Genomic DNA, 23950 nt, shown 5'->3' with positions numbered 1-23950 from the left:
GAGGATTGTCAGATCAAGCCTTGATGCACTTCATTTAACAATCCGTCATGATATAACACAACTTACGATTCTAAAACGATATTTCCCAAGAAATATCGAAATATCTGTAATCACAACACATGTTATCAATCATCATCATTAGCTATTCGAAATGATCGTAACCTGTCTATCCATCAATCGAACACGTCCTTCTGCAAACCATGTCACAACACGGGGATATAGTTCCCGTTCAATATCATGAATGTTCTGGGAAAGTGATTCTACTGTAGCATTAGACTCAATTTCGATACTCTGCTGAGCTATAATAGGGCCTGTATCCATTCCACCATCAACGAAATGCACTGTAGCACCCGTTAGTTTCACACCATAATTCAGTGCTTGTAGAATAGCATTTGTGCCTGGAAAAGATGGCAATAAGGATGGATGAATGTTGATGAGACGACCCGCATATTTCTCTACCATCACAGTTGTCAACAGACGCATATAACCTGCTAACACAACTAACTCTATATTTAAAGTTTCTAATTGCCCCACGATCTCTATCTCATAGGCTTCGCGTGAAGCATAGGATTTAGGCGTGAATACATGAACCGGTACCCCTGCATCATGAGCCCGTTGAACGACAGGCGCATTCGGCTTGTCGCAGACCAGCAATTCTACCTTTGCACCACCAAGAAGTCCTGCTTTCCCAGCATCTACAAGTGTTTGAAAATTACTACCTGTTCCAGAAGCAAATACAGCAATACGATAATGACTCATTATACGTCAGCCCCAGAGAAAGTAACGATGGATTCTCCTTCATCGACATGACCAATAACAAAAGCTGCTTCCCCATGGCTTTGCAATACGCGCAATGCTTCTGAAGCATCCTTCTGATTTACGACCAATACTAATCCAATCCCCATATTGAAGGTTGTGAACATATCCCGATTAGAAATCCCACCTTGCTTCTGCATTAATTCGAAGATCGGTAGAATCGGCCATGATCCATAATCAATATTTACATTAACGTTATCAGGTAGCATACGTGGTATATTCTCAATGAATCCACCACCTGTAATATGAGCCATACCTTTAACATTCACTTTTTCAATAAGAGCAAGCAAAGACTTCACATAAATCTTCGTAGGGATCAGTAATGTGTCTCCTAATTTCCCACCTAGTTCTGTGATTTCATCATGTAAATTATATCCTGCTTGTTCAAGAAGTAGCTTCCGTACTAATGAGAATCCATTGCTGTGTACACCACTAGAAGCCAGTCCTATCACAATGTCCCCAGGTGAGATTGTCGATCCGTTAATGATATTCTTCTTATCCACAATACCTACTGTGAATCCCGCAATATCATATTCACCTTCCGAATACATCCCAGGCATTTCCGCAGTCTCGCCACCAATCAATGCACAACCTGACTGATGACAACCTTCAGCAATTCCAGCTACGATTGCTTCTATTTTCTCTGGCAGAACTTTGTCACATGCAAGGTAATCTAGGAAAAAGAGCGGTTCTGCTCCTTGTACAATGATATCATTCACGCACATCGCTACAGCATCAATTCCAATCGTGTCGTGTTTATCCATAGCAAAGGCAATCTTCAACTTCGTACCCACACCATCCGTACCGGATACCAACACAGGTTCATCATATTTATCCTTATTCAAATTGAATAAGGCACCAAATCCCCCAAGATCGGTCATCACTTCTGGACGTAATGTCCGTTTCACATGTTTCTTCATCCGTTCGACTGCTTCATTTCCCGCTGCAATATCTACTCCTGCACTTTTGTATGCCTCAGACACTTGTAACAACACTCCTTCCAGAATTGGCTAATCTCTTAACAACCACATCCACCTTTTTCTTCTCCACCGAAGTCTAGCGTAGTTGGATACTCATTATTGAAGCAAGCGAGGCATAATCCGCCATTATGATCATTCGCATTATCTCCACCTATGGCACCAATGAGCCCTTCAGGACTAAGAAAAGCTAGTGAATCGGCATTGATTTCTTGACATATTTCATCGATGGTTTTGTTATGAGCAATGAAATCTTCGCGATTAGGCGTGTCAATCCCATAGAAACATGGATTTTTGAAAGGCGGTGAAGTAATTCGTACATGTACTTCCGTAGCTCCCGCTTCACGCAACAAGTTAACAATACGCCGGCTTGTCGTACCTCTAACGATAGAATCATCTATCATCACAACACGTTGTCCTTCAACAACTCGACGAACAGCACTTAATTTCATTTTGACCCCTTGTTCCCGTAACTCCTGGCTTGGCTGAATAAAGGTTCGACCCGTATATTTATTCTTGATTAACCCTAATTCGTAAGGGATTCCTGTCTGTTCTGCATATCCAATGGCTGCTGAAATACTAGAATCCGGTACCCCTGTAACCATATCCGCATCGACGAAAGCCTCCAACGCCATTCGACTTCCCATACGTTTACGCGAAGCATGTAGATTGGATCCATTGAGATCACTATCAGGACGAGCAAAGTAGATATATTCCATAGCACATAAAGCTTTACGCTGTGGTTCTGTGAAACGATCTTCCTTCAACCCATCTTCATCAAGAATCAACAATTCACCCGGTTGAATATCACGTATTAATTCAGCCCCAATGACCTCAAGTGCACAAGTCTCTGAAGCAAATATATATGAGTTACCTAGCCGCCCCATAGTAATCGGTCGAAGTCCATGTGGGTCTGAAGCTACAAGTAACTTATCATTCGTCATGATGAGGAATGCGAATCCGCCTACAATACGTTGAAGGGCATCTTTAGCAGCCTCCACGACATCCTTAGATGAACGTGCAATTAGATGGGCAACCACTTCAGTATCACTTGTGGTCTGGAATATGGAGCCGCCTTCTTCTAACTCACGTCGTATTTGTGGTGCATTCACGATATTCCCATTCGTTGCAATAGCTAAATTACCATCACGGTATTTAAATACGAGTGGCTGTGCATTCGCAAGCCGGCTGTCGCCACTGGTTGCATAACGGACATGTCCAATCGATACATCCCCTACCAAAGTAGCCATGATGTCTTTATCGAATACTTCCTTAACCAGACCCATGCCACGATGATAGTTGAATTCCTTGCCATCTGCTACACAGATCCCGCAACTTTCTTCGCCACGATGCTGTAATGCATGTAATCCATAATAGGAGAGTGAGGCAGCCTCCGAATGACCAAACACTCCGAAGACTCCACATTCTTCTTTTAACGTATCAAAAATATCACTACTGCCCGTACCCTCATTATAAAAATCTCCTGTCCACAAAGGAAGATCAGTCGAGTTATCTAATGGTACTTGAGCAGATTTTAATTCATGAGACATGGAATCGCATCCTTCCAAACCTGCTTCAAGGAATCGACAGATTCATTCACAGCGTTCAGTCCGTTAATACTAATGTTTAGGTTGCTATTCTTTACAGTACCGATCGTTACTACTGGAACACCCTGTTCCTCAATATAACTCTTCAGTTGTCCTGCTTGGTCAGGTGTTGCAGATAATAGAATACGGGATTGACTCTCACTAAATAGCGCAATATCTGAACGAAGTTCTGTCGTGATATTGATTTGTGCACCTAGGCTACCACTAATACAGGACTCAGCAATTGCTACGGCTAGTCCACCTTCAGATAAATCATGTGCGGATTGAACTAATCCACCTTGAATCGCACCGAGTACAGAGGATAGTAACTTCTTCTCCACTTGAAGATCTAGAACCGGAGGACGACCCTCTGCTACACCATGCAGAACAGTCTGGAATTCACTACCTCCAAGTTCAGCGAAGGTCTGACCGAGAAGAAGAATAACGTCTCCCTCTTTCTTAAAGCTTTGCGTTGTAATATGATCCGTGTCATGTACCAGACCTACCATCCCTACAACTGGTGTTGGGTAGATGGCTCCAGCTGCATTCTCATTATACAGACTGACATTCCCACCAATAACCGGCGTATTCAGTTCACTACAAGCTTCTGCCATTCCATCAACAGCCTGTTCCATTTGCCAGAAAATTTCTGGTTTCTCTGGATTACCAAAGTTTAGGTTATCTGTAATAGCTAACGGCTCAGCTCCTGAACAAACAATGTTTCTTGCCGCTTCACTGACTGCGATCTTACCTCCCACTTCTGGATCAAGATATACATAACGACCATTACAGTCCGTTGTCATGGCAAGACCCTTTCGTGTACCACGAATCGTAACGACAGCTGCATCAGAACCAGGACGAACAGCCGTGCTTGTACGTACCATATAATCATATTGATCATATACCCAAGCTTTGCTCGCCACACTTGGAGAGGATAGAATTTTACTCAATGCTCCTCCAAGATCGGTTACTTCGTCATAGCGAAGGGTATCAATTTTATCACTATTTACATAATACGCTGGAACTGAAGATGGTTTGTCATATACCGGGCATTCATCGACTAAAGCCGTAACAGGCATATCGCCAACAACATCGCCATGATGTAGAAGTTTCAGACGTCCATCATCCGTTACCTTTCCGACTTTGGCACAGATAACACCCCAACGATCGAAGATTTCTTGAGCTTGCGCCTCGTCCTTAGGTTCAACAACGAATAGCATACGTTCTTGTGATTCTGAGAGCATCATTTCGTAAGGTGTCATACCTTCTTCACGTTGAGGAACTTGATCCAAGTACAATTCAAGACCGTTACCTGCTTTACTTGCCATCTCCGCACTAGAACATGTTAATCCTGCGGCACCCATATCTTGAATCCCAAGTACGATACCACTATCAATGAGTTCTAGACATGATTCCATCACTAGCTTTTCCATGAATGGATCGCCTACCTGAACAGCAGTACGATTAGCTTCAGATTCTTCACTAAGTTCAATCGATGCGAATGTAGCACCGTGAATCCCATCACGACCCGTTGGAGGTCCCACATAGAATACTGGGTTACCTACACCCTTTGCCACACCGCGTTGGATTTTATCATGGTCGATAAGACCTACACACATTGCATTTACAAGCGGATTACCTTCATAACTTTCATCGAATACTACTTCTCCGCCCACCGTTGGAATACCGATACAGTTACCGTATCCAGCAATACCAGAAACGACATGCTCGAACAAATATTTCACACGATCACTTTCAAGCTTTCCGAAACGCAAGGAATTCAAAGTAGCGATGGGTCTTGCACCCATGGAGAAAATATCACGAATAATTCCGCCTACCCCTGTTGCTGCACCTTGATAAGGTTCTACCGCTGATGGGTGATTATGACTTTCAATTTTGAACACAACCGCTTGATTATCGCCGATATCTACAATACCTGCACCTTCACCAGGTCCCATTAGAACACGTGGTCCAGTCGTTGGAAAACGACGAAGTAATGGTTTCGAATTCTTATATGCACAATGCTCTGACCACATCACGCTGAACACGCCAATTTCAGTATAATTAGGTTTACGACCCATGAACCCACAGATCAAATCGTACTCGCTCTCCGACACGCCCATCTGTTGATATATTCGTTGCTCCGCAATTTGTTCTGCAGTCGGTTCTTTAGCGGACACTTGCTGTGTCATGTGTATCCCTCCAAGACTTCAATATTGATGTGAACATACGTTTACCATCTTCCGAACCCAATAGAGTATCTACTGCTCGCTCTGGATGGGGCATCATACCAATAACATTACCTTTTTCATTACATATTCCTGCTATATCTTCTATTGAACCATTTGGGTTATCTCCGTAAGTGAATACAATTTGGTGGTTTGCTTTCAACTTCTCAAGCGTCTCTTCATCACAATAGTAGTTCCCTTCACCATGAGCGATTGGAATGATAATTTCCTCATTCTTACGATATTCACGTGTAAAAGGAGTTTCATTATTAACCACAGTCAACTTTGTATCATGACAACGGAATTTCATCGACATGTTACGACGAAGTGCACCTGGTAATAAATTCGCTTCTGTAAGAATCTGGAAACCATTACAAATCCCAAGAATGAACTTCCCTTGTTCAGCAGCCTTAGCTACCTCAGCCATGACAGGTGCAAACCGCGAAATCGCGCCGCACCGTAAGTAATCACCATAAGAAAATCCACCAGGAACAATAATGCAATCGTAAGCTGAAAGATCAGTTGCAGTGTGCCATACATAATCAACAGACTCACCAACCGTATCTTCTACCGCTTTGTAACAGTCAATATCACAATTGGATCCTGGAAAGACTAAGACAGCAAATTTCATGTTGTTAGGCCTCCAATTCGTAACGGTAATCCTCGACTACCGTATTGGCTAGTAATTTCTCACACATAGCCTTCAATTGTACTTCAGCTGCAGCACGGTCATCCATATCTAGATTTATTTCAATATATTTACCAATACGAAGGCTTTCTACTTCTTGGAATCCTATCGAATGAAGCGCTCCTTGAACAGCGACACCTTGGGGATCCAAAACACCTTTTTTAATAGTGACATATACTGTAGCTTTAATCATGATTCAAAGTTCCTCCTCAGAATGGGTATCCATGTAATGTTACGATTGCGTTAATCGCTGATAAATGTCCAAATACCGTCTTGTTGTCTCTTCTACTACTTCTTGCGGAAGTCGATCAGGTTTACTATTCTTGTCCCAAGACGACGAAGCGAGGTATGACCGCACAGGTTCTTTGTCCATGCTGTCGATCTCTATATCCAATTCATACTTCTCTTTCGCCCAGAAACGGGAAGAGTCTGGCGTAAATATCTCATCAATGAGAATGACATCACCATCAAGCAATCCAAACTCGAACTTACAATCAGCTAGAATAATTCCCCGTTGATCACAATACTCACGCGCGAAGCTATACAACTTCAAACTTCGTTCTTGCAATTCAAGCGCAATCTCTTCACCAACGAGTTGTTTCATCGTGTCGAAGGAGATATCCTCATCATGTCCAACATCATTCTTAGCCGCTGGTGTAAAAATAGGCTGTTCAAAAGCTTCATTCTTACGCATGCCTTCACGAAGCTTTATGCCATTCACTTCACCGTTCTCTTGATATTGTCGCCAACCGCCACCTGTAATATAGCCACGTACCACGCATTCAATATCAATACGTTCTGCCTTACGAACAACCATGATACGATTCTTCAATCGTTCTTTATCATTGATGAGATCTCCAAGCTGTTCAACATCTGTATGGACAACATGATTCTTCATCAGATCAGCTGTCTGTTCGAACCAGTATGCACTTAACTGGTTAAGGACATTACCCTTATCAGGAACAGGTGGATCAAGAACATAATCGAAGGCAGAAATGAGATCCGTCACTACGATTAGAACATGCTCTCCTAAATCATAAAGCTCGCGTACCTTCCCTTTATACAACAATGGTGCGTTAACAAGTTCCACAGCAGTAGATATAGCCGTTGATGTCATGACCATTCCCCCTCACTTCCAGTAAATTACCTAATCTAGAACCTCAAATTAAGCCTAGCTTCGTGAATATAGTATCTACATGTTTCAAATGCCAGCTTGGATTGAAAGCATCCTCAATTTCTTCATTATTGAGTACTTCTGTAATTTCTGGTGTAGATTCGATAATATCACGGAATTGGCGTTGTTCTTCCCAAGCCTGCATCGCGCGAGGTTGAACGGTATCATAGGCTTGTTCACGGCTAAATCCTTTATCAATCAGCTTCGTCATCACGCGTCCAGAGAACGGCACCCCGAAAGTACGAGCCATATTGCGTTTCATATTATCTGGGAAAACGGTTAAGTTCTTCACAATATTACCGAAACGGTTCAGCATATAATTCAATAACATTGTCGCATCCGGTAAAATAATTCTTTCCACTGAAGAATGTGATATATCGCGTTCATGCCATAGCGTTACATCTTCATAGGCTGTCAACATATGACCACGAATTACACGTGATAGGCCTGAAATATTCTCACAACCAATCGGATTACGTTTATGTGGCATAGCAGATGATCCCTTTTGACCTTTTGCGAAAGCTTCCTCCACCTCGCGAACTTCACTCTTTTGTAACGCGCGAATTTCAGTAGCGAACTTGTCCAAAGACGTAGCGATCAAAGCTAATGTTGCCATGTATTCGGCATGACGATCACGTTGTAACGTTTGAGTCGAGATCGGTGCTGCTGTCGTACCTAACTTCTGACATACGAATTGTTCTACAAATGGGTCGATGTTCGCGTATGTTCCCACAGCCCCAGAGATTTTACCGAACTGTACACCATATGCTGCATGACGAAAACGTTCTAAATTACGCTTCATTTCCTCGTACCACAAAGCCATCTTCAGACCAAATGTCGTTGGTTCAGCATGTACCCCATGTGTTCTCCCCATCATCGGAGTATCTTTATAAGCAATAGCTTTATCTTTCAGAATTTCTATGAAATTCTCAATATCCTTCTCAAGGATCTCATTAGCTTGAAGTAATACATATCCGAGTGCAGTGTCAACAACATCGGTAGAAGTTAGACCGTAATGAACCCATTTACGTTCTTGTCCAAGACTTTCAGACACGGAACGAGTAAAAGCGATCACATCATGACGTGTTTCCAGTTCAATCTCATTAATTCGAGCAATATCAAACTTGGCATTCTGGCGAAGTAATATCGTATCTTCCTTCGGAATAACTCCCAATTCAGCCCACGCTTCACAAGCACATAGTTCTACTTCTAGCCACGAATTAAATTTGTTCTCTTCCGTCCAAATTGCCCGCATTTCCGGTCTACTATAACGTTCTATCATATGTTTTCACAGCCTCCAAATATTTGTTTGTTCTACCCATTCCAATCCATCCTGCACATCTTTACATAGCAAGTTGATATGACCCATTTTACGATTATGCTTACTCTCCGTCTTACCATATAAATGAAGTTTAGGAACAATGCCTAACTCAAACGCAACTTGATCTAACTCTCCGACTCTCTGGACTACGGATTCCATATGTTGCCCAAGAACATTAACCATAACTACAGGAGTTAATAATGTTGTATCTCCCAATGGAAGATTACATATAGCGCGCACATGTTGTTCGAATTGTGAAGTCATACAAGCTTCCATCGTGTAATGTCCTGAATTATGAGGACGTGGAGCCAACTCATTGACATATAATGTTCCATCTTCAGTAACGAACATTTCAACAGCTAGCAGTCCAACAGCACCCATGCTCGTCGCGACTGCCTCAGCAAGCCGCCTAGCTTCATTCTGCACTTGTGTAGATATTCTAGCAGGCACAATTGATAAATGAAGGATGTTATTGATATGAATATTCTCTGATATAGGAAAACTCTTCACTTCACCATTAGGACTACGAGCTGTAATAACTGATACCTCGCACTGGAAAGGAATAAATTGCTCTAACACCAATTCCCGTCCATGAGCTGCAAGTTCCGTATAAGAAGCTTCCAGTTGATCTACATTACGAATGACAACTTGTCCTTTACCGTCATAGCCTCCTGTGACCGTCTTCAACACCGATGGATAACCTAACTCTTCTATCGCATGCTGCAGACTATCCATTCCATCAATGACCCGATAAGGCGCTACCGGAACACCCGCTGCTTCTATAGCTCTCTTCTCACGTAAACGATGTTGTGTCGTGTACAATAGTGTACTTCCTTGAGGTACGTAGGATTGCTTCACTAGCATTTCCGCTACGCCTGCATCCACATTCTCAAATTCGTACGTAATAACATCCGAAGCTTGAGCTAATTCATGCGCAGCATCCACATCGTTGTATTCAGCGACAATCTGCTTAGCCACTTCACTACTCGGAGACTGTACCGTTGGATCAAGCGTTATAAATCGATATCCCATTGCAATACCCGCTAGAGATATCATTCGTCCCAATTGTCCGCCACCTAGAATACCAATTGTGCTACCTGGGAGCAAAGTTCTTGGCATATCATTAGACTGAACTTGATCTTCATCTAATCTATAACTCATAGATCATCACTACTTTCTAACACTTCATCTCTTATAGCATCCCTACGAAGCTGCACACGCTTCTGAACTTCCGGATAAAATGCACCAATGATCTGAGCTGCGAGTAAGCCTGCATTGGTTGCACCTGCTTTACCAATGGCGACTGTTGCTACAGGTATTCCTCCAGGCATCTGCACAATGGAGAGTAATGAATCTAGACCATTCAATGCCTTGGATTGCACCGGTACTCCGATCACGGGAATGAGCGTCTTCGCAGCTACCATACCGGGAAGATGCGCGGCCCCCCCTGCTCCAGCTATAATAACCCGAATCCCCCGTCCAGCAGCTTCTTCTGCATAGGTAAACATTAGATCAGGTGTACGGTGAGCTGAGACTACCTTTTTCTCATAATTGATTTGAAGCTCATCTAGCATTTGACAAGCGAACTGCATCGTCTCCCAATCCGATTTACTGCCCATAATAACAGCGACCTCTGGTAACATAACTTCAACCTACTTTCCCTACAATTCATTTCATTATTTTTATTGATACAAAAGATCCGGTACCCTAAGAAAATACTTCTATTTTCAGGATCCGGACCTATGGAAGGAATACATCAGTCCGTTTGTCTTCCGACATTAGAACCCAACCCTGCGTACTATCATTTCAAGGTTTAGGTAGTATTCCCTCGTAGTCCGAACATTAACGGTGTTCAGGTAGAGACTTCCGGGCCATATTCCCAGACTTATACGAGATATCTATATGAATAATATATAATATAATAATTTCTTATTTCACTTGCTTAGTTTAACAATCTATATCACCCTATGTCAACTAAAACACGAACATTTAATCATAATGAAAATATTTTGTTCGTCTTTTCACATATTTCACTATAGATATATAAAGCCAGCACCTTCTGATTAAACAGATGGGCTGGCTTGAACATAACTACTTATTTAACTACGAGTACTGGAACTCGAGCTTGTTGCACGACATTATGACTGACACTTCCAAGGACATATGAACGAATAGTTCCAAGTCCACGACTACCAATAACGATAACATCACATTGGTTCTTTTTGGAATACTCAAGTACGACATCAGCAGGAGCACCCTGAATCATTTCAACGGTTCCTGATACACCAGCAGCTTGTAGGGTATCCTTCGCTTCTTGTACGGTTTGTTCAGATAAATCATAATAATCCTTTGTCACCGTAGATGGAATCGCGGCATATGCTTCACCAAAATACGCACGTGGAAAACCAAAAACATGAATAACTGTAATCTTTGCGTTTGGTTCTGCTTGTGTTAATGCAATTGCGTGATCCAGTGCCTTCTTCGATGCTTTAGAACCATCATAAGCTACTAAAATGTTAGAAAATAGCATGTTCCACACCTCTTTCTGATGAATGAGAATAATTTGAACTAGCTAAATCATAAAATATCCATACAAAACAGCGTTCATAAAGAGTAGAATGGGAATCCCAATTCGGAAGCTTACATGCTTCGTCTTATGCCGTTTGCGATACATCGCAATGATAACACCCAACGCTCCTCCTATTGCTGCTAACAGGAAAAGTGTTCTCTCTGGTACGCGATCTCGCCTCTTCTGGGCTCTCTTCTTGTCTTCAGACATGACCAGATAACCCACCATGTTTATGAAAATAAACCAAATCCATAGTGCAGTTCCCATCTGCTACATGCCCCCCCTCTTTAATCACACTTCAATTCCTTACAATACTATTATAAATCTATCATCCGTAGGAAACAATAAAGCATCTTTCAATGTGTGCACTTAATTTCTCCTACCCCTTGTTCTTCTGTTCTAAAGCTGCCTTCAGGATGTCACCTAAGTTAGAACCTACCGTTTCTTGCTTCGTGAATTTATCTACCAACTTCCGCTCTTCACGTTTATTGATATGTTTGTTATCTTTATTTACAGTCTCAGTAATTCCGCAAGTAAGGCATTGCACATATAGCCCAGCCTTTCCTTCTTTCATTTCCATTTTCTTATGGCATTGTGGACAACGGCGATTTGATAATCTTTTCTCAGCCGAGCGGCGATAACCACAATCTTCTTTTGGACAGATGAGTAAGGTACCACGTTTATTCTTCTTTTCTAATAGCCGAGTGTTGCATTCCGGGCAGTGACTATTAGATACATTATGAGGCTTATATTCCACGGAACTCCCTTTTACACCTGCGATTAATTCCTTCGACATACTACGAATACCTTTAAGGAATAAATCAGGGCTTCCATCACCACGAGCAATCTTCTCAAGCTCTGATTCCCATTTAGCTGTTAAATCTGGGGTGCGAAGCTGTGGAGATACCAATTCAATCAATTGTTTCCCTTTTCCCGTAGGATGTAGAATGTTTCCCTTACGCTCAATCGTATCCGATGATACCAGTTTTTCAATAATATCTGCACGGGTAGCCGGTGTTCCTAATCCATACTTCTCCATTTGAGATAAGAGCAGCGCTTCTGTGTACCGTTTGGGTGGTAACGTGCGACCTGGACGAACAGTACAACGGTTTACTTTTACAGAATCTCCAACTTGTAATTCAGGTAATACAGATCGACTATCCTGCTGATCTAAAGAATCATCATCATCCGCATCATCCGCTACGTCTCCACCACCATATACTTCACGCCAACCGATCTCTTTAACTGTTGTTCCTTTCGTATGAAGGAACTCATCCTCCACTTTTACACTAACAACAACATCATCATAACGAGCAGGTGGGTAGAACAAACTTATGAACCGACGCACAATAAGATCATAAAGTTTCCGTTCATCTGCATTAAGTAAGTTCAATAAAACCGTCTCTTCAGTAGGAATAATGGCGTGATGATCACTAACTTTGCTATCATCTACGATTCGTTTCGTGATAGTTAGATTCTTGCGTAATAATGGCCGCGCTAATGTTGCGTATGGTCCAACCGCTACACTTTCTAGCCGTTCCTTGAAAGTTCCTGTCATATCTGAAGTTAAATAGCGACTATCCGTTCTCGGGTATGTGACTAGTTTATACTGTTCATAGAGTCGTTGTAGTACATTTGAAGTCTGTTTAGCTGAGAATCCGAAGCGTCTATTCGCATCTCGCTGAAGTTCAGTAAGATCATACGCCAGCGGATGAGGTTCTACCTTTTCTGACTTTTTAACCTTATCTATTACTCCCGTCTTACCTTGTAATTTATTCTGTAGGACTTCAGCTAGTGTCCGATCGAACATTCGAGCATCGCCACGACTATCTCTCCACGTTGCTGTGAAATTCCCTAAATCACCAGAAAGCGTATCATACTCTTCTGAACGAAAATTTATAATTTCTTTCTCACGATCCATAATCATTCCAAGAGATGGTGTCTGCACTCGCCCTGCCGATAGCTGTGCATTGAACTTACAAGTCAGCGCTCTTGTAATATTCAAGCCAATCATCCAGTCCGCTTCAGCTCGACAGCGTGCAGATTCATATAAACGATCGAATTGACGCCCTGGCTTCAATGTCGCGAAACCTTCTTTAATTGCTTTATCTGTCTGCGAAGAAATCCACAAACGTTGAAAAGGCTTATTCCATTTGATCATGTTCATGATCCACCGTGCTAACAATTCCCCTTCACGTGCAGCATCCGTCGCGACAATTAAGTCGCTAACGTCTTGACGTCTTGCCTGCTGCTGAACCACCTTAAATTGCTGACTTGTCTCCCTTAGCACTTTCAACTTCATGGATTCTGGAAGAATGGGTAAATCCTCTAAGTTCCAAGATGCAAATTTATGATCATAATCTTCTGGCTCCGCTAAGCCGACTAGATGTCCTAGTGCCCAAGTTACAATGTATTTAGGTCCCTCGAAATATCCTTTATGCTTTTCTTTACTCCCCATTACCCGAGCAATTTCACGAGCAACGGATGGTTTTTCTGCTAATATTAATGATTTCATCATTTGCACCTTTCTATTTACAATATTCTTCATTATTATAACATTGAATCCTAGCTCTACAGTAAAACAACTCCTATCAAGTATAAACGCCTTCGGCGTCCTTATAAGGACGGTAAGTGTTTAAGCGAGAAATATAAGCAGAAACGGCAATACCGTCCTTTTCCAAGGACGGTATTGCCGTTTCTGCCGAAATGAAATAGTTTCAACTTACGATTCTGTTTTAGAGATTCCATTTAGACTTGCTGGATACTCTTTAGATTTGTCAGGGGAAAGTGACGTTGACTCTTGTTTTAGACTTGCTTTATTTCGCTGAACATTGGAATTGGATTTCAACGATTTATCATTTCGCATGCAATCACCTCTCCAATATCTTGCCTCTAATTCTGCAAGTTATTCCTTTTCATTCACATATCTTCCTTGTTCGGGGATTGCTTGGCTATCAAAGTTTTGAGCTAGTAGTTGAAGTCCTTCGGTAAGTTCTTCTCCAGACATGGGAACTCCATGCCCCGTTATTGCTAGTGCTATAGGTAATTTTGCTAAGCGTACAATTGAATCTTTGGCTGTATCCCAATCTGGAGTGAAGTACGTAGGAGGACCGTGAATTTCTTTCTCCTGTTGCATGACGGCAAGTGCAGATTCTTGTTTGACGGTTATAAAGGCATCCCCTGCGATTAGCACTTTATCTCTATCTCTTAACAATGATATATGTCCAGGTGTATGCCCCGGTGTTAGAATATAACGCCATTCATCCATTTCAGGAATAATTCCGTCAGCCGGTAAAGGATGAATTCTATTCTGCAGATCAATTGCTTTGTGCGGATACATAGGAGCCACAACCGCCATAATACCACCCCCTACTGTAGAATCTCCTGGAGGGTAATCTTGTTGCCCAGTCAAAAATGGAAGTTCATTCTTATGTGCATAAATAGGAACATCCCAGTAATCTGCAAGCGCGATGACATTACCAACATGATCGAAATGTCCATGGGTTAGGAGAATATGAATTGGCGGACGACCAAATCTTGCATCAGCATACTTCTTTATATCATCTCCGCATGTTGCAACTCCAGTATCTACCAACATCCAATGTCCACTCACAGGATCCCCTACGAAACATACATTAGCGATATATGTCCTCATATATGCAATATCTGGAAGAATGACTTCAGTATCAATCGAACCAGAAATCAATAAATGATGAGTGTCAATAAAAAATCACCTCCATGTAATACATAATGATGAAGGTATCTTCTCCATTAAAACTTTCTCCTATTCTTGAATCCGCAGACATGCGTCGAAATAACAGGAACCCTCCGTTGATTGTCCCTTGAAGTAGATCATACCCTCTATGACATCAGAACGAAGAATATGAATCTCTTCCCCCATTTTGGCTTCGTGATGATACGAAATTTTAAAACCTTGGATAGTCATATTGTCCAATTCCTCTACCGTTAAAGCATCCATACATATATCTGCATATCGAGCATTATTCAAGTGTCCATTACTATCAATGCCACTATATCTTACAGTTATAGAATATGCGTCATGCAGCAATATATCGTCTGCAATAGTCATTTTATCAGGAATAGATCCGGCTGAATCTTCAAGATTGGAATGGATGTCAAACGGATACGCTGATGGTCTAAGCACTTTTCGCTTAACAATATCTACAAGAGCCCACAATGTACATGCCTTTGCAATTTCTTGGTTATTCTCATCTAAGATCTTATAATCTCTTAACCACAGTGGACCCTTAGTCCCTTTGTTCCATGTCGAAATTTTTATCGTATCATTAAATTTCGGAATTATTTGACATGTCAGATCAATCGTTGTCAGCATCCACCCCATGTTACGAGATAGCATCTCATCACGCGAACCACCCATTTGCTCTACATTTCCATCAGCGGCACGTTGCATCAGACTTAATAAAGTGGATAATCGACAATTCGCTTTATGATCTATTTCATTAGAATAAATAAGATGTTCTTCTGTCCACATATTTCCCATGCGTTAAATTCTCCTAAAAAATGAATTCTCTCATATCTGATGTTACAATCTCGAGAGTTGTCTTTTTCAAGCTACCTCATGTCGTTGCTCATTATTGCCCATCCAATAAAAAGCTAGTCCACTTGCACAAAAAGCAACAATCGCCCCAAGTCTAAAGCCACCTTCTAATCCCCATACTGAATTCGCCCATCCAGCTACAAAAGGCCCAATGAACATACCTATAGCATAAACAGCTTGATAAAACCCCATAGCAGTTGCTCGCTTTGAATAGTCAATTGTAGCTACTGACTTCCCAAGTAATAGCGGAAAAATCAATCCTTGTGCAAACCCATTGAATATTTGTGTTATACATAACCACTTGAAATCATCAGCTATAGGGATACACCATGTAAAGATTGCACTACCTACAAAACCAACAATTAATGTTACTTTTTCACCGAAACGGGTTAGAAAGTATTTCCCAGCAAATAGTGTAGCTACTGCATGTGGAACCATAAACGCTAACGTTAACCAAGCCAGATCATTCTTACTAGCACCCAGATTCAAGGCCTGATTAGGTGTGTAGCCGAACATCGTAATAAACAATACACAATGTGCCAGTATGGACAAAAAAGAAACCTTAAATAACATTGGATCACGCATCACGGGTAATAAATCCTTTACTGACATCCGTACACGAGTTTCATCCTCTTGTGTTTCTTTGAGAAAACAGGACAACACTAAAGCTATTAATGCCACTATGCCACCGAGCACAAAAGGCACTTTCCAACTATACGTTTCTACTAAATAACCACTAATCATCATGCTCGAAAGTTGGGCGATAACCATTGTGAATTGCATCATACTCATGGCCCTAGATACTTCATTCTTGGGATAGAATGTTGCGAATCCTACCGTGAACACAACCCAAGTAGATGCCGCAACTCCTGCCATAGCTCTAGCGGCCAATGTCCATCCCAATTGTTCCGTAAGGGTAAATCCGAGGCAACTAACCCCACAAGCTACAATCCCAAGCATGATAAAAGGTTTACGTTTCTTGATATAATCTGATCCCATACCTATGGGTAATCTACATAAAATTTGTACCAGGCCATATACACCGAGAATTATTCCAATAACTGTGTAGGACGCACCTAAATGTTCGATGTAAGGCGATAAAATGGGGACATATATGTACATAGAGAACCAATATAGAAATACGATGATGATGAAAAGAAACCGCTGTCGGCGGTTAGACTTAGATGACGATGAATCCGACAATTTCACACCCGCTTTAATCTAATTATTAAGTTTCTTAATTGATCATACTCTTCTTTTGATTATCATGCCAAGCAAAAGAAATAAACAAAATAATAACTGATTCACAATCATCCTCCACGGAAGACAAATTGAAACACGCAATAGAACTAAAACTATGATTTAGTCCATTCCATGCCTAGTAACTTTGCTTCACAAAAATAGTACTTTACAAGCTTGAATGCCAAAATAACATCCAAAGCCTATCAATGACAGCCCAGATGAATATGATATAAGTTTCTGAACTCGATCCGTTAATAAATGTCGGAAGGTACTTGCCACACTCGCCATTGTGATATCCCAGATTAGAATACCTATAATGATTGCAGAACTGTATAATAAAAGATCGTATAAATTGTACATTGATGCCGCCTTTGCTAATACAGAACCATAAATACCTAACCAAAATAATATAGACAACGGATTAAACAATGACATGAATAAACCAGATAGAAATGATTTACTTAAGTTTTCACTACTTCTCATTTCATTTGAAGTAACTTTATGTGCACCAATTAAGCTTTCTACACCTGTATATGTTAGTACAAAGAAACCAAATAACCACAGAAAGGTCTGAATAAATGGCGTATTGAGAAAATGTACTACTCCAAAATAAACTAACATCATATAGAATATATCTGCTGCAATTGCACCTAAACCTAGTACCCATGCATGTATGAAACCGTGCTTCAATCCTTTATCCATTTGAGCTGCATTGATTGGCCCCATTGGTGCCGATAATGATAGACCGAGAAAGATATATCCAATAAAAGTATTCATAGATCCTCCTGTTATATAGATTGTATGCATTGTATCGGCTACTTCCACCTATACTACATGTCCATTTATTTTATTCAGCAAGCAACTCGTTCATGACCAAGCCTTCTAAGTTTAATATCATTTTAGAAACGCAAAAAGAACCACCATTGATCGAAATCAACAGTGGTTCTTATGCTTGGCGACGTCCTACTCTCTGATATCCTAACCAGTACTATCAACTCCCAGGTCTTCAAGTGTATACAAATCTCTCGAAGCCTCAGCCTATCAAGCCCTTCAAGCCCACTAATAGTTGTATAAAGTACACCTATTTCCATCCATGTAGACTATTTGCTAATTTTAGTTGTAAAACCTACATCTAATTTTGCGGAATCAGTGTATTTTCAGATATATCACTATTTCAAGTGTACTTTTTACAACTATTTATTCTTCACTTATATTTTCTAATATATTAAGTGTACTCTGTGCATCTATTCTATGAACGTTCTATCATTTGTACTCATTGATAAACATATTAGTCTTGGGTCACGCACAGCCTCACTCTCTGTGAAGACATTAAGAATCCATTATCAATCGAAATATACCTTCTTCAATTCAAAAAAACGCAAAGAAAAACCATCATTGATCGAAATCAATAGTGGTTCTTATGCTTGGCGACGTCCTACTCTCCCAGGACCCTGCGGTCCAAGTACCATCGGCGCTGGAGGGCTTAACGGTCGTGTTCGGGATGGGTACGTGTGGAACCCCTCCGCTATCGCCACCAAACAGGATTTATGCGTTGCCATTTACTTCAGTGAATTCACTTCAGCAAAATATCCACCCTTATAAAGGGCATGCAACTTAAAATCAGTTCTTCGCTGCGAGAAAATATGAGCCCTTAGAAAGGACCTGCAGCTATCAGATGTTTGATCACCTGAAAACTAGATACGAACGAATCTGCATTGAAACACTTGTCTCCGTAGTTTTTCCTTCGATGTAAAGCGTAACGCTTCCGAAGTTAGTTTTCCTACGGAAAACTTTTAGGATAAGCCCTCGACCGATTAGTATTGGTCAGCTCCGTGCATTACTGCACTTCCACCTCCAACCTATCTACCTCGTAGTCTTCAAGGGGTCTTACTAATTGGGAAATCTCATCTTGAGGGGGGCTTCACGCTTAGATGCTTTCAGCGCTTATCCCGTCCGCACGTAGCTACCCAGCTATGCTCCTGGCGGAACAACTGGTACACCAGAGGTGCGTCCATCCCGGTCCTCTCGTACTAAGGACAGCTCCTCTCAAATTTCCTGCGCCCACGACAGATAGGGACCGAACTGTCTCACGACGTTCTGAACCCAGCTCGCGTACCGCTTTAATGGGCGAACAGCCCAACCCTTGGGACCTACTTCAGCCCCAGGATGCGATGAGCCGACATCGAGGTGCCAAACCTCCCCGTCGATGTGGACTCTTGGGGGAGATAAGCCTGTTATCCCCAGGGTAGCTTTTATCCGTTGAGCGATGGCCCTTCCATGCGGTACCACCGGATCACTAAGCCCGACTTTCGTCCCTGCTCGACTTGTAGGTCTCGCAGTCAAGCTCCCTTCTGCCTTTGCACTCTTCGAATGATTTCCAACCATTCTGAGGGAACCTTGGGGCGCCTCCGTTACTCTTTAGGAGGCGACCGCCCCAGTCAAACTGCCCACCTGACACTGTCCCCGAACCGGTTTACGGTCCTAGGTTAGAACCTAGATACGATCAGGGTGGTATCCCAACGGCGCCTCCATAGAAGCTTGCGCTCCTATTTCTCAGGCTCCCACCTATCCTGTACAAATCGTACCCAAATTCAATATCAAGCTGCAGTAAAGCTCCATGGGGTCTTTCCGTCTTGTCGCGGGTAACCTGCATCTTCACAGGTATTAAAATTTCACCGGATCTCTCGTTGAGACAGCGCCCAAATCGTTACGCCATTCGTGCGGGTCAGAATTTACCTGACAAGGAATTTCGCTACCTTAGGACCGTTATAGTTACGGCCGCCGTTTACTGGGGCTTCGGTTCATAGCTTCGGGTTTCCCCTAACCACTCCCCTTAACCTTCCAGCACCGGGCAGGCGTCAGCCCGTATACTTCGCCTTACGGCTTCGCACAGACCTGTGTTTTTGCTAAACAGTCGCTTGGGCCTTTTCACTGCGGCCCCCTCGTGCTATTCACACTACCGGGGCACCCCTTCTCCCGAAGTTACGGGGTCATTTTGCCGAGTTCCTTAACGAGAGTTCTTCCGCGCGCCTTAGAATTCTCTTCTCGCCTACCTGTGTCGGTTTGCGGTACGGGCACCTTCTCCTGGTTAGAGGCTTTTCTTGGCAGTGTGAGATCATGACCTTCGCTACTATAATTTTCGCTCCCCTTCACAGCCCAGCCTATTAGTGTGCGGATTTGCCTACACACAAGCCTCACTGCTTAGACGGACTATTCCATCAGTCCGCGTCACTACCCTGCTGCGTCACCCCATTACTCATAACGGATTACGGTGGTACAGGAATTTCAACCTGTTGTCCATCCACTACGCCTTTCGGCCTCGCGTTAGGTCCCGACTTACCCTGAGAGGACGAGCCTTCCTCAGGAAACCTTGGGCTTTCGGCGGATCAGATTCTCACTGATCTTTTCGTTACTTATACCGGCATTCTCACTTGTATAGTGTCCAGCGCTCCTCACGGTACACCTTCAACCCCTATACAACGCTCCCCTACCCCAGATGCAAAGCATCTAGCCATAGCTTCGGTGGTGTGTTTAGCCCCGTTACATTTTCGGCGCAGAGTCACTCGACCAGTGAGCTATTACGCACTCTTTCAATGGTGGCTGCTTCTAAGCCAACATCCTGGTTGTCTGTGCAACTCCACATCCTTTTCCACTCAACACACACTTGGGGACCTTAGCTGATGGTCTGGGCTGTTTCCCTTTCGACAATGGATCTTAGCACTCACTGTCTGACTCCCGGATATAAGTACATGGCATTCGGAGTTTGACTGAGCTTGGTAACCCTTGCGGGCCCCGCACCCAATCAGTGCTCTACCTCCACGACTCTTCATCCGAGGCTAGCCCTAAAGCTATTTCGGGGAGAACCAGCTATCTCCGAGTTCGATTGGAATTTCTCCGCTACCCCCACCTCATCCCCGCATTTTTCAACATGCGTGGGTTCGGGCCTCCAGTGCGTGTTACCGCACCTTCACCCTGGACAGGGGTAGATCACTCGGTTTCGGGTCTACGTCCACGTACTATATGTCGCCCTATTCAGACTCGCTTTCGCTGCGGCTCCGCCTTCTCAGCTTAACCTTGCACGGGAACGTAACTCGCCGGTTCATTCTACAAAAGGCACGCCATCACCCATTAATAGGGCTCTGACTTTTTGTAAGCACACGGTTTCAGGTTCTATTTCACTCCCCTTCCGGGGTGCTTTTCACCTTTCCCTCACGGTACTGTTTCACTATCGGTCGCTAGGGAGTATTTAGCCTTAGCAGATGGTCCTGCTGGATTCATACGGGGTTTCACGTGCCCCGCACTACTCGGGATACGTCTCGGAGGGAACACACTTTCAGCTACAGGGCTTTTACCTTCTATGCCGGGCCTTTCCAGACCTCTTCGCTTAATATATTCCTTTGTAACTCCATGTGAGACGTCCCACAACCCCAAGGAGCAAGCTCCTTGGTTTGGGCTAATCCGCGTTCGCTCGCCGCTACTGACGGAATCACTATTGTTTTCTCTTCCTCAGGGTACTTAGATGTTTCAGTTCCCCTGGTCTGTCTCTACCCACCCTATGTATTCAGGTGGGAGTGACTGCGTATTACCACAGCCGGGTTTCCCCATTCGGACACCCCCGGATCAAAGCTTGCTTACAGCTCCCCGAGGCAGTTTCGTTGTTCGCCACGTCCTTCATCGACTCCTAGCGCCTAGGCATCCTCCGTGTGCTCTTAGTAGCTTAACCTCAATTTTTCTCAAAGAGAAAATATTGTAGCTACTTTTACACTTTGTTTTGTTAACAAGTAACAAAACGTAAATATAAAAGAATGTTTCAACTTGCAAATTCGTTCGTTATCTAGTTTTCAAGGATCAAATTCCTACCGCTTGTTCAGCGGAAGAATATCATATCATTTTCTTTCCTCACCAGTCACCCGGTAAGTATTGGAAAAGATATTACTTTGAAAGATTGCTCTTTCAAAACTGAACACGAGTGAGTGTCGACTTTGCATTGCAAAGTCTATTTACGCCGACTTACATCGGACGCTTTGAATGTTTCCGTTGCAGGAAACGATTCTCCATAGAAAGGAGGTGATCCAGCCGCACCTTCCGATACGGCTACCTTGTTACGACTTCACCCCAATCATCTACCCCACCTTCGGCGGCTGGCTCCCTTGCGGGTTACCCCACCGACTTCGGGTGTTGTAAACTCTCGTGGTGTGACGGGCGGTGTGTACAAGACCCGGGAACGTATTCACCGCGGCATGCTGATCCGCGATTACTAGCAATTCCGACTTCATGTAGGCGGGTTGCAGCCTACAATCCGAACTGAGACCAGCTTTGTTGGGATTGGCTCCACCTCGCGGTTTCGCAGCCCGTTGTACTGGCCATTGTAGTACGTGTGTAGCCCAGGTCATAAGGGGCATGATGATTTGACGTCATCCCCACCTTCCTCCGGTTTGTCACCGGCAGTCTGCTTAGAGTGCCCACCATAATGTGCTGGCAACTAAGCATAAGGGTTGCGCTCGTTGCGGGACTTAACCCAACATCTCACGACACGAGCTGACGACAACCATGCACCACCTGTCTCCTCTGTCCCGAAGGCCGCCACTATCTCTAGTGGATTCAGAGGGATGTCAAGACCTGGTAAGGTTCTTCGCGTTGCTTCGAATTAAACCACATACTCCACTGCTTGTGCGGGTCCCCGTCAATTCCTTTGAGTTTCAGTCTTGCGACCGTACTCCCCAGGCGGAGTGCTTAATGTGTTAACTTCGGCACCAAGGGTATCGAAACCCCTAACACCTAGCACTCATCGTTTACGGCGTGGACTACCAGGGTATCTAATCCTGTTTGCTCCCCACGCTTTCGCGCCTCAGCGTCAGTTACAGCCCAGAGAGTCGCCTTCGCCACTGGTGTTCCTCCACATATCTACGCATTTCACCGCTACACGTGGAATTCCACTCTCCTCTTCTGTACTCAAGTCACCCAGTTTTCAGTGCGACCCAGGGTTGAGCCCTGGAATTAAACACCAAACTTAAATGACCGCCTGCGCGCGCTTTACGCCCAATAATTCCGGACAACGCTTGCCCCCTACGTATTACCGCGGCTGCTGGCACGTAGTTAGCCGGGGCTTTCTTCTCAGGTACCGTCACCTTGAGAGCAGTTACTCTCCCAAGCGTTCTTCCCTGGCAACAGAGCTTTACGATCCGAAAACCTTCATCACTCACGCGGCGTTGCTCCGTCAGACTTTCGTCCATTGCGGAAGATTCCCTACTGCTGCCTCCCGTAGGAGTCTGGGCCGTGTCTCAGTCCCAGTGTGGCCGTTCACCCTCTCAGGTCGGCTACGCATCGTCGCCTTGGTGAGCCGTTACCTCACCAACTAGCTAATGCGCCGCAGGCCCATCTGTAAGTGGCAGATTACTCCGCCTTTCAGTGTCTCCCCAGGAGAGGAAACAAGTTATCCGGTATTAGCTACCGTTTCCGGTAGTTATCCCAGTCTTACAGGCAGGTTACCTACGTGTTACTCACCCGTCCGCCGCTAAGTGATTTGAAAGCAAGCTTTCAAATCACTCCGCTCGACTTGCATGTATTAGGCACGCCGCCAGCGTTCGTCCTGAGCCAGGATCAAACTCTCCATATAGGATGAATTCCAGATCGACTTTGCAGTGATTTGAAATTCATCAGGAGTTCGTTTCAAATTAGCTTTGCAGCCATTTGGAACGAACTATGAAAAGAGCGATTCGCTCATTTTGAAACAAACTGACGAGAAATTTCTTTCTCTATCAAATGATTTC

At 43.4% G+C, this 23950-nt stretch carries 18 protein-coding genes, 3 rRNA genes and 1 riboswitch; all 21 genes read right to left on the bottom strand.

Features of this window, described 5'->3' with window-relative positions; translation table 11 throughout:
* Positions 1-138: 138 nt before the first annotated feature.
* Positions 139-759 (bottom strand): phosphoribosylglycinamide formyltransferase, encoded by a 621-nt coding sequence (gene purN / locus LPB68_RS16200; RefSeq protein WP_068661013.1) that lies wholly within the window; start codon positions 757-759, stop codon positions 139-141.
* Positions 759-1799, bottom strand: a complete 1041-nt coding sequence (gene purM, locus LPB68_RS16195) for a phosphoribosylformylglycinamidine cyclo-ligase (RefSeq protein ID WP_068661012.1) — start codon at positions 1797-1799, stop codon at positions 759-761. Before purM ends, purN begins: the two co-directional genes overlap by 1 nt.
* 35 nt (positions 1800-1834) lie before the next feature.
* Positions 1835-3343, bottom strand: coding sequence for an amidophosphoribosyltransferase (gene purF, locus LPB68_RS16190; protein WP_068661011.1), 1509 nt, complete (start codon positions 3341-3343; stop codon positions 1835-1837).
* Positions 3328-5571, bottom strand: a complete 2244-nt coding sequence (gene purL / locus LPB68_RS16185; RefSeq protein WP_068661010.1) for a phosphoribosylformylglycinamidine synthase subunit PurL — start codon at positions 5569-5571, stop codon at positions 3328-3330. Before purL ends, purF begins: the two co-directional genes overlap by 16 nt.
* Positions 5549-6238 (bottom strand): phosphoribosylformylglycinamidine synthase subunit PurQ, encoded by a 690-nt coding sequence (purQ, locus tag LPB68_RS16180; RefSeq protein ID WP_068661009.1) that lies wholly within the window; start codon positions 6236-6238, stop codon positions 5549-5551. Before purQ ends, purL begins: the two co-directional genes overlap by 23 nt.
* Before the next feature lie 4 nt (positions 6239-6242).
* Complete coding sequence (purS, locus tag LPB68_RS16175) at positions 6243-6488, bottom strand: phosphoribosylformylglycinamidine synthase subunit PurS (RefSeq protein ID WP_068661008.1); 246 nt, start codon at positions 6486-6488, stop codon at positions 6243-6245.
* 39 nt (positions 6489-6527) lie between these two features.
* Positions 6528-7412, bottom strand: a complete 885-nt coding sequence (locus LPB68_RS16170; RefSeq protein WP_068661007.1) for a phosphoribosylaminoimidazolesuccinocarboxamide synthase — start codon at positions 7410-7412, stop codon at positions 6528-6530.
* Between the two features lie 43 nt (positions 7413-7455).
* Positions 7456-8751, bottom strand: a complete 1296-nt coding sequence (gene purB / locus LPB68_RS16165) for an adenylosuccinate lyase (RefSeq protein WP_068661006.1) — start codon at positions 8749-8751, stop codon at positions 7456-7458.
* 6 nt (positions 8752-8757) lie between these two features.
* On the bottom strand, positions 8758-9951 hold the full coding sequence (gene purK / locus LPB68_RS16160) for a 5-(carboxyamino)imidazole ribonucleotide synthase (RefSeq protein WP_082865827.1): 1194 nt from the start codon (positions 9949-9951) through the stop codon (positions 8758-8760).
* Positions 9948-10433 (bottom strand): 5-(carboxyamino)imidazole ribonucleotide mutase, encoded by a 486-nt coding sequence (gene purE / locus LPB68_RS16155; RefSeq protein ID WP_068661005.1) that lies wholly within the window; start codon positions 10431-10433, stop codon positions 9948-9950. The genes purK and purE overlap by 4 nt, the downstream gene beginning before the upstream one ends.
* A 168-nt stretch (positions 10434-10601) precedes the next feature.
* Positions 10602-10703, bottom strand: a riboswitch (purine riboswitch).
* Positions 10704-10885: 182 nt separating this feature from the next.
* Complete coding sequence (locus tag LPB68_RS16150; protein ID WP_068661004.1) at positions 10886-11320, bottom strand: universal stress protein; 435 nt, start codon at positions 11318-11320, stop codon at positions 10886-10888.
* 42 nt (positions 11321-11362) lie between these two features.
* Positions 11363-11626: a DUF1294 domain-containing protein gene (locus tag LPB68_RS16145; RefSeq protein WP_068661003.1), complete on the bottom strand. Its 264-nt coding sequence runs from the start codon at positions 11624-11626 to the stop codon at positions 11363-11365.
* 112 nt (positions 11627-11738) lie between these two features.
* Positions 11739-13874: a DNA topoisomerase III gene (locus LPB68_RS16140; protein WP_068661027.1), complete on the bottom strand. Its 2136-nt coding sequence runs from the start codon at positions 13872-13874 to the stop codon at positions 11739-11741.
* A gap of 207 nt (positions 13875-14081) precedes the next feature.
* Positions 14082-14225, bottom strand: coding sequence for a hypothetical protein (locus tag LPB68_RS23165; RefSeq protein ID WP_198402182.1), 144 nt, complete (start codon positions 14223-14225; stop codon positions 14082-14084).
* Between the two features lie 39 nt (positions 14226-14264).
* A complete protein-coding gene (locus tag LPB68_RS16135; protein WP_335582297.1) occupies positions 14265-15065 on the bottom strand; it encodes an MBL fold metallo-hydrolase in 801 nt (266 codons plus the stop codon).
* A 78-nt stretch (positions 15066-15143) separates the two neighbouring features.
* The gene (locus LPB68_RS16130) at positions 15144-15881 is read right to left on the bottom strand and encodes an acyl-[acyl-carrier-protein] thioesterase (RefSeq protein WP_068661001.1); all 738 of its coding nucleotides are present in this window, start codon (positions 15879-15881) and stop codon (positions 15144-15146) included.
* Positions 15882-15947: 66 nt separating this feature from the next.
* The gene (locus tag LPB68_RS16125; protein WP_068661000.1) at positions 15948-17141 is read right to left on the bottom strand and encodes an MFS transporter; all 1194 of its coding nucleotides are present in this window, start codon (positions 17139-17141) and stop codon (positions 15948-15950) included.
* Between the two features lie 189 nt (positions 17142-17330).
* Positions 17331-17957 carry a LysE family transporter gene (locus LPB68_RS16120; RefSeq protein ID WP_068660999.1) on the bottom strand — a complete coding sequence of 209 codons (627 nt, stop codon included), beginning with the start codon at positions 17955-17957 and terminating at the stop codon, positions 17331-17333.
* Positions 17958-18602: 645 nt separating this feature from the next.
* Positions 18603-18719, bottom strand: a 5S ribosomal RNA gene (gene rrf, locus LPB68_RS16115).
* A gap of 255 nt (positions 18720-18974) precedes the next feature.
* A 23S ribosomal RNA gene (locus tag LPB68_RS16110) occupies positions 18975-21903 on the bottom strand.
* Positions 21904-22240: 337 nt separating this feature from the next.
* Positions 22241-23796 (bottom strand): 16S ribosomal RNA (locus LPB68_RS16105).
* The 16S, 23S and 5S rRNA genes sit together here, the layout of an rRNA operon.
* Between the last annotated feature and the right edge of the window lie 154 nt (positions 23797-23950).

It is taken from the genome of Paenibacillus crassostreae (assembly GCF_001857945.1).
In the GTDB taxonomy this organism is placed as follows: domain Bacteria; phylum Bacillota; class Bacilli; order Paenibacillales; family Paenibacillaceae; genus Paenibacillus_AQ; species Paenibacillus_AQ crassostreae.
This window is presented reverse-complemented; position numbering and strand designations above follow the sequence as displayed.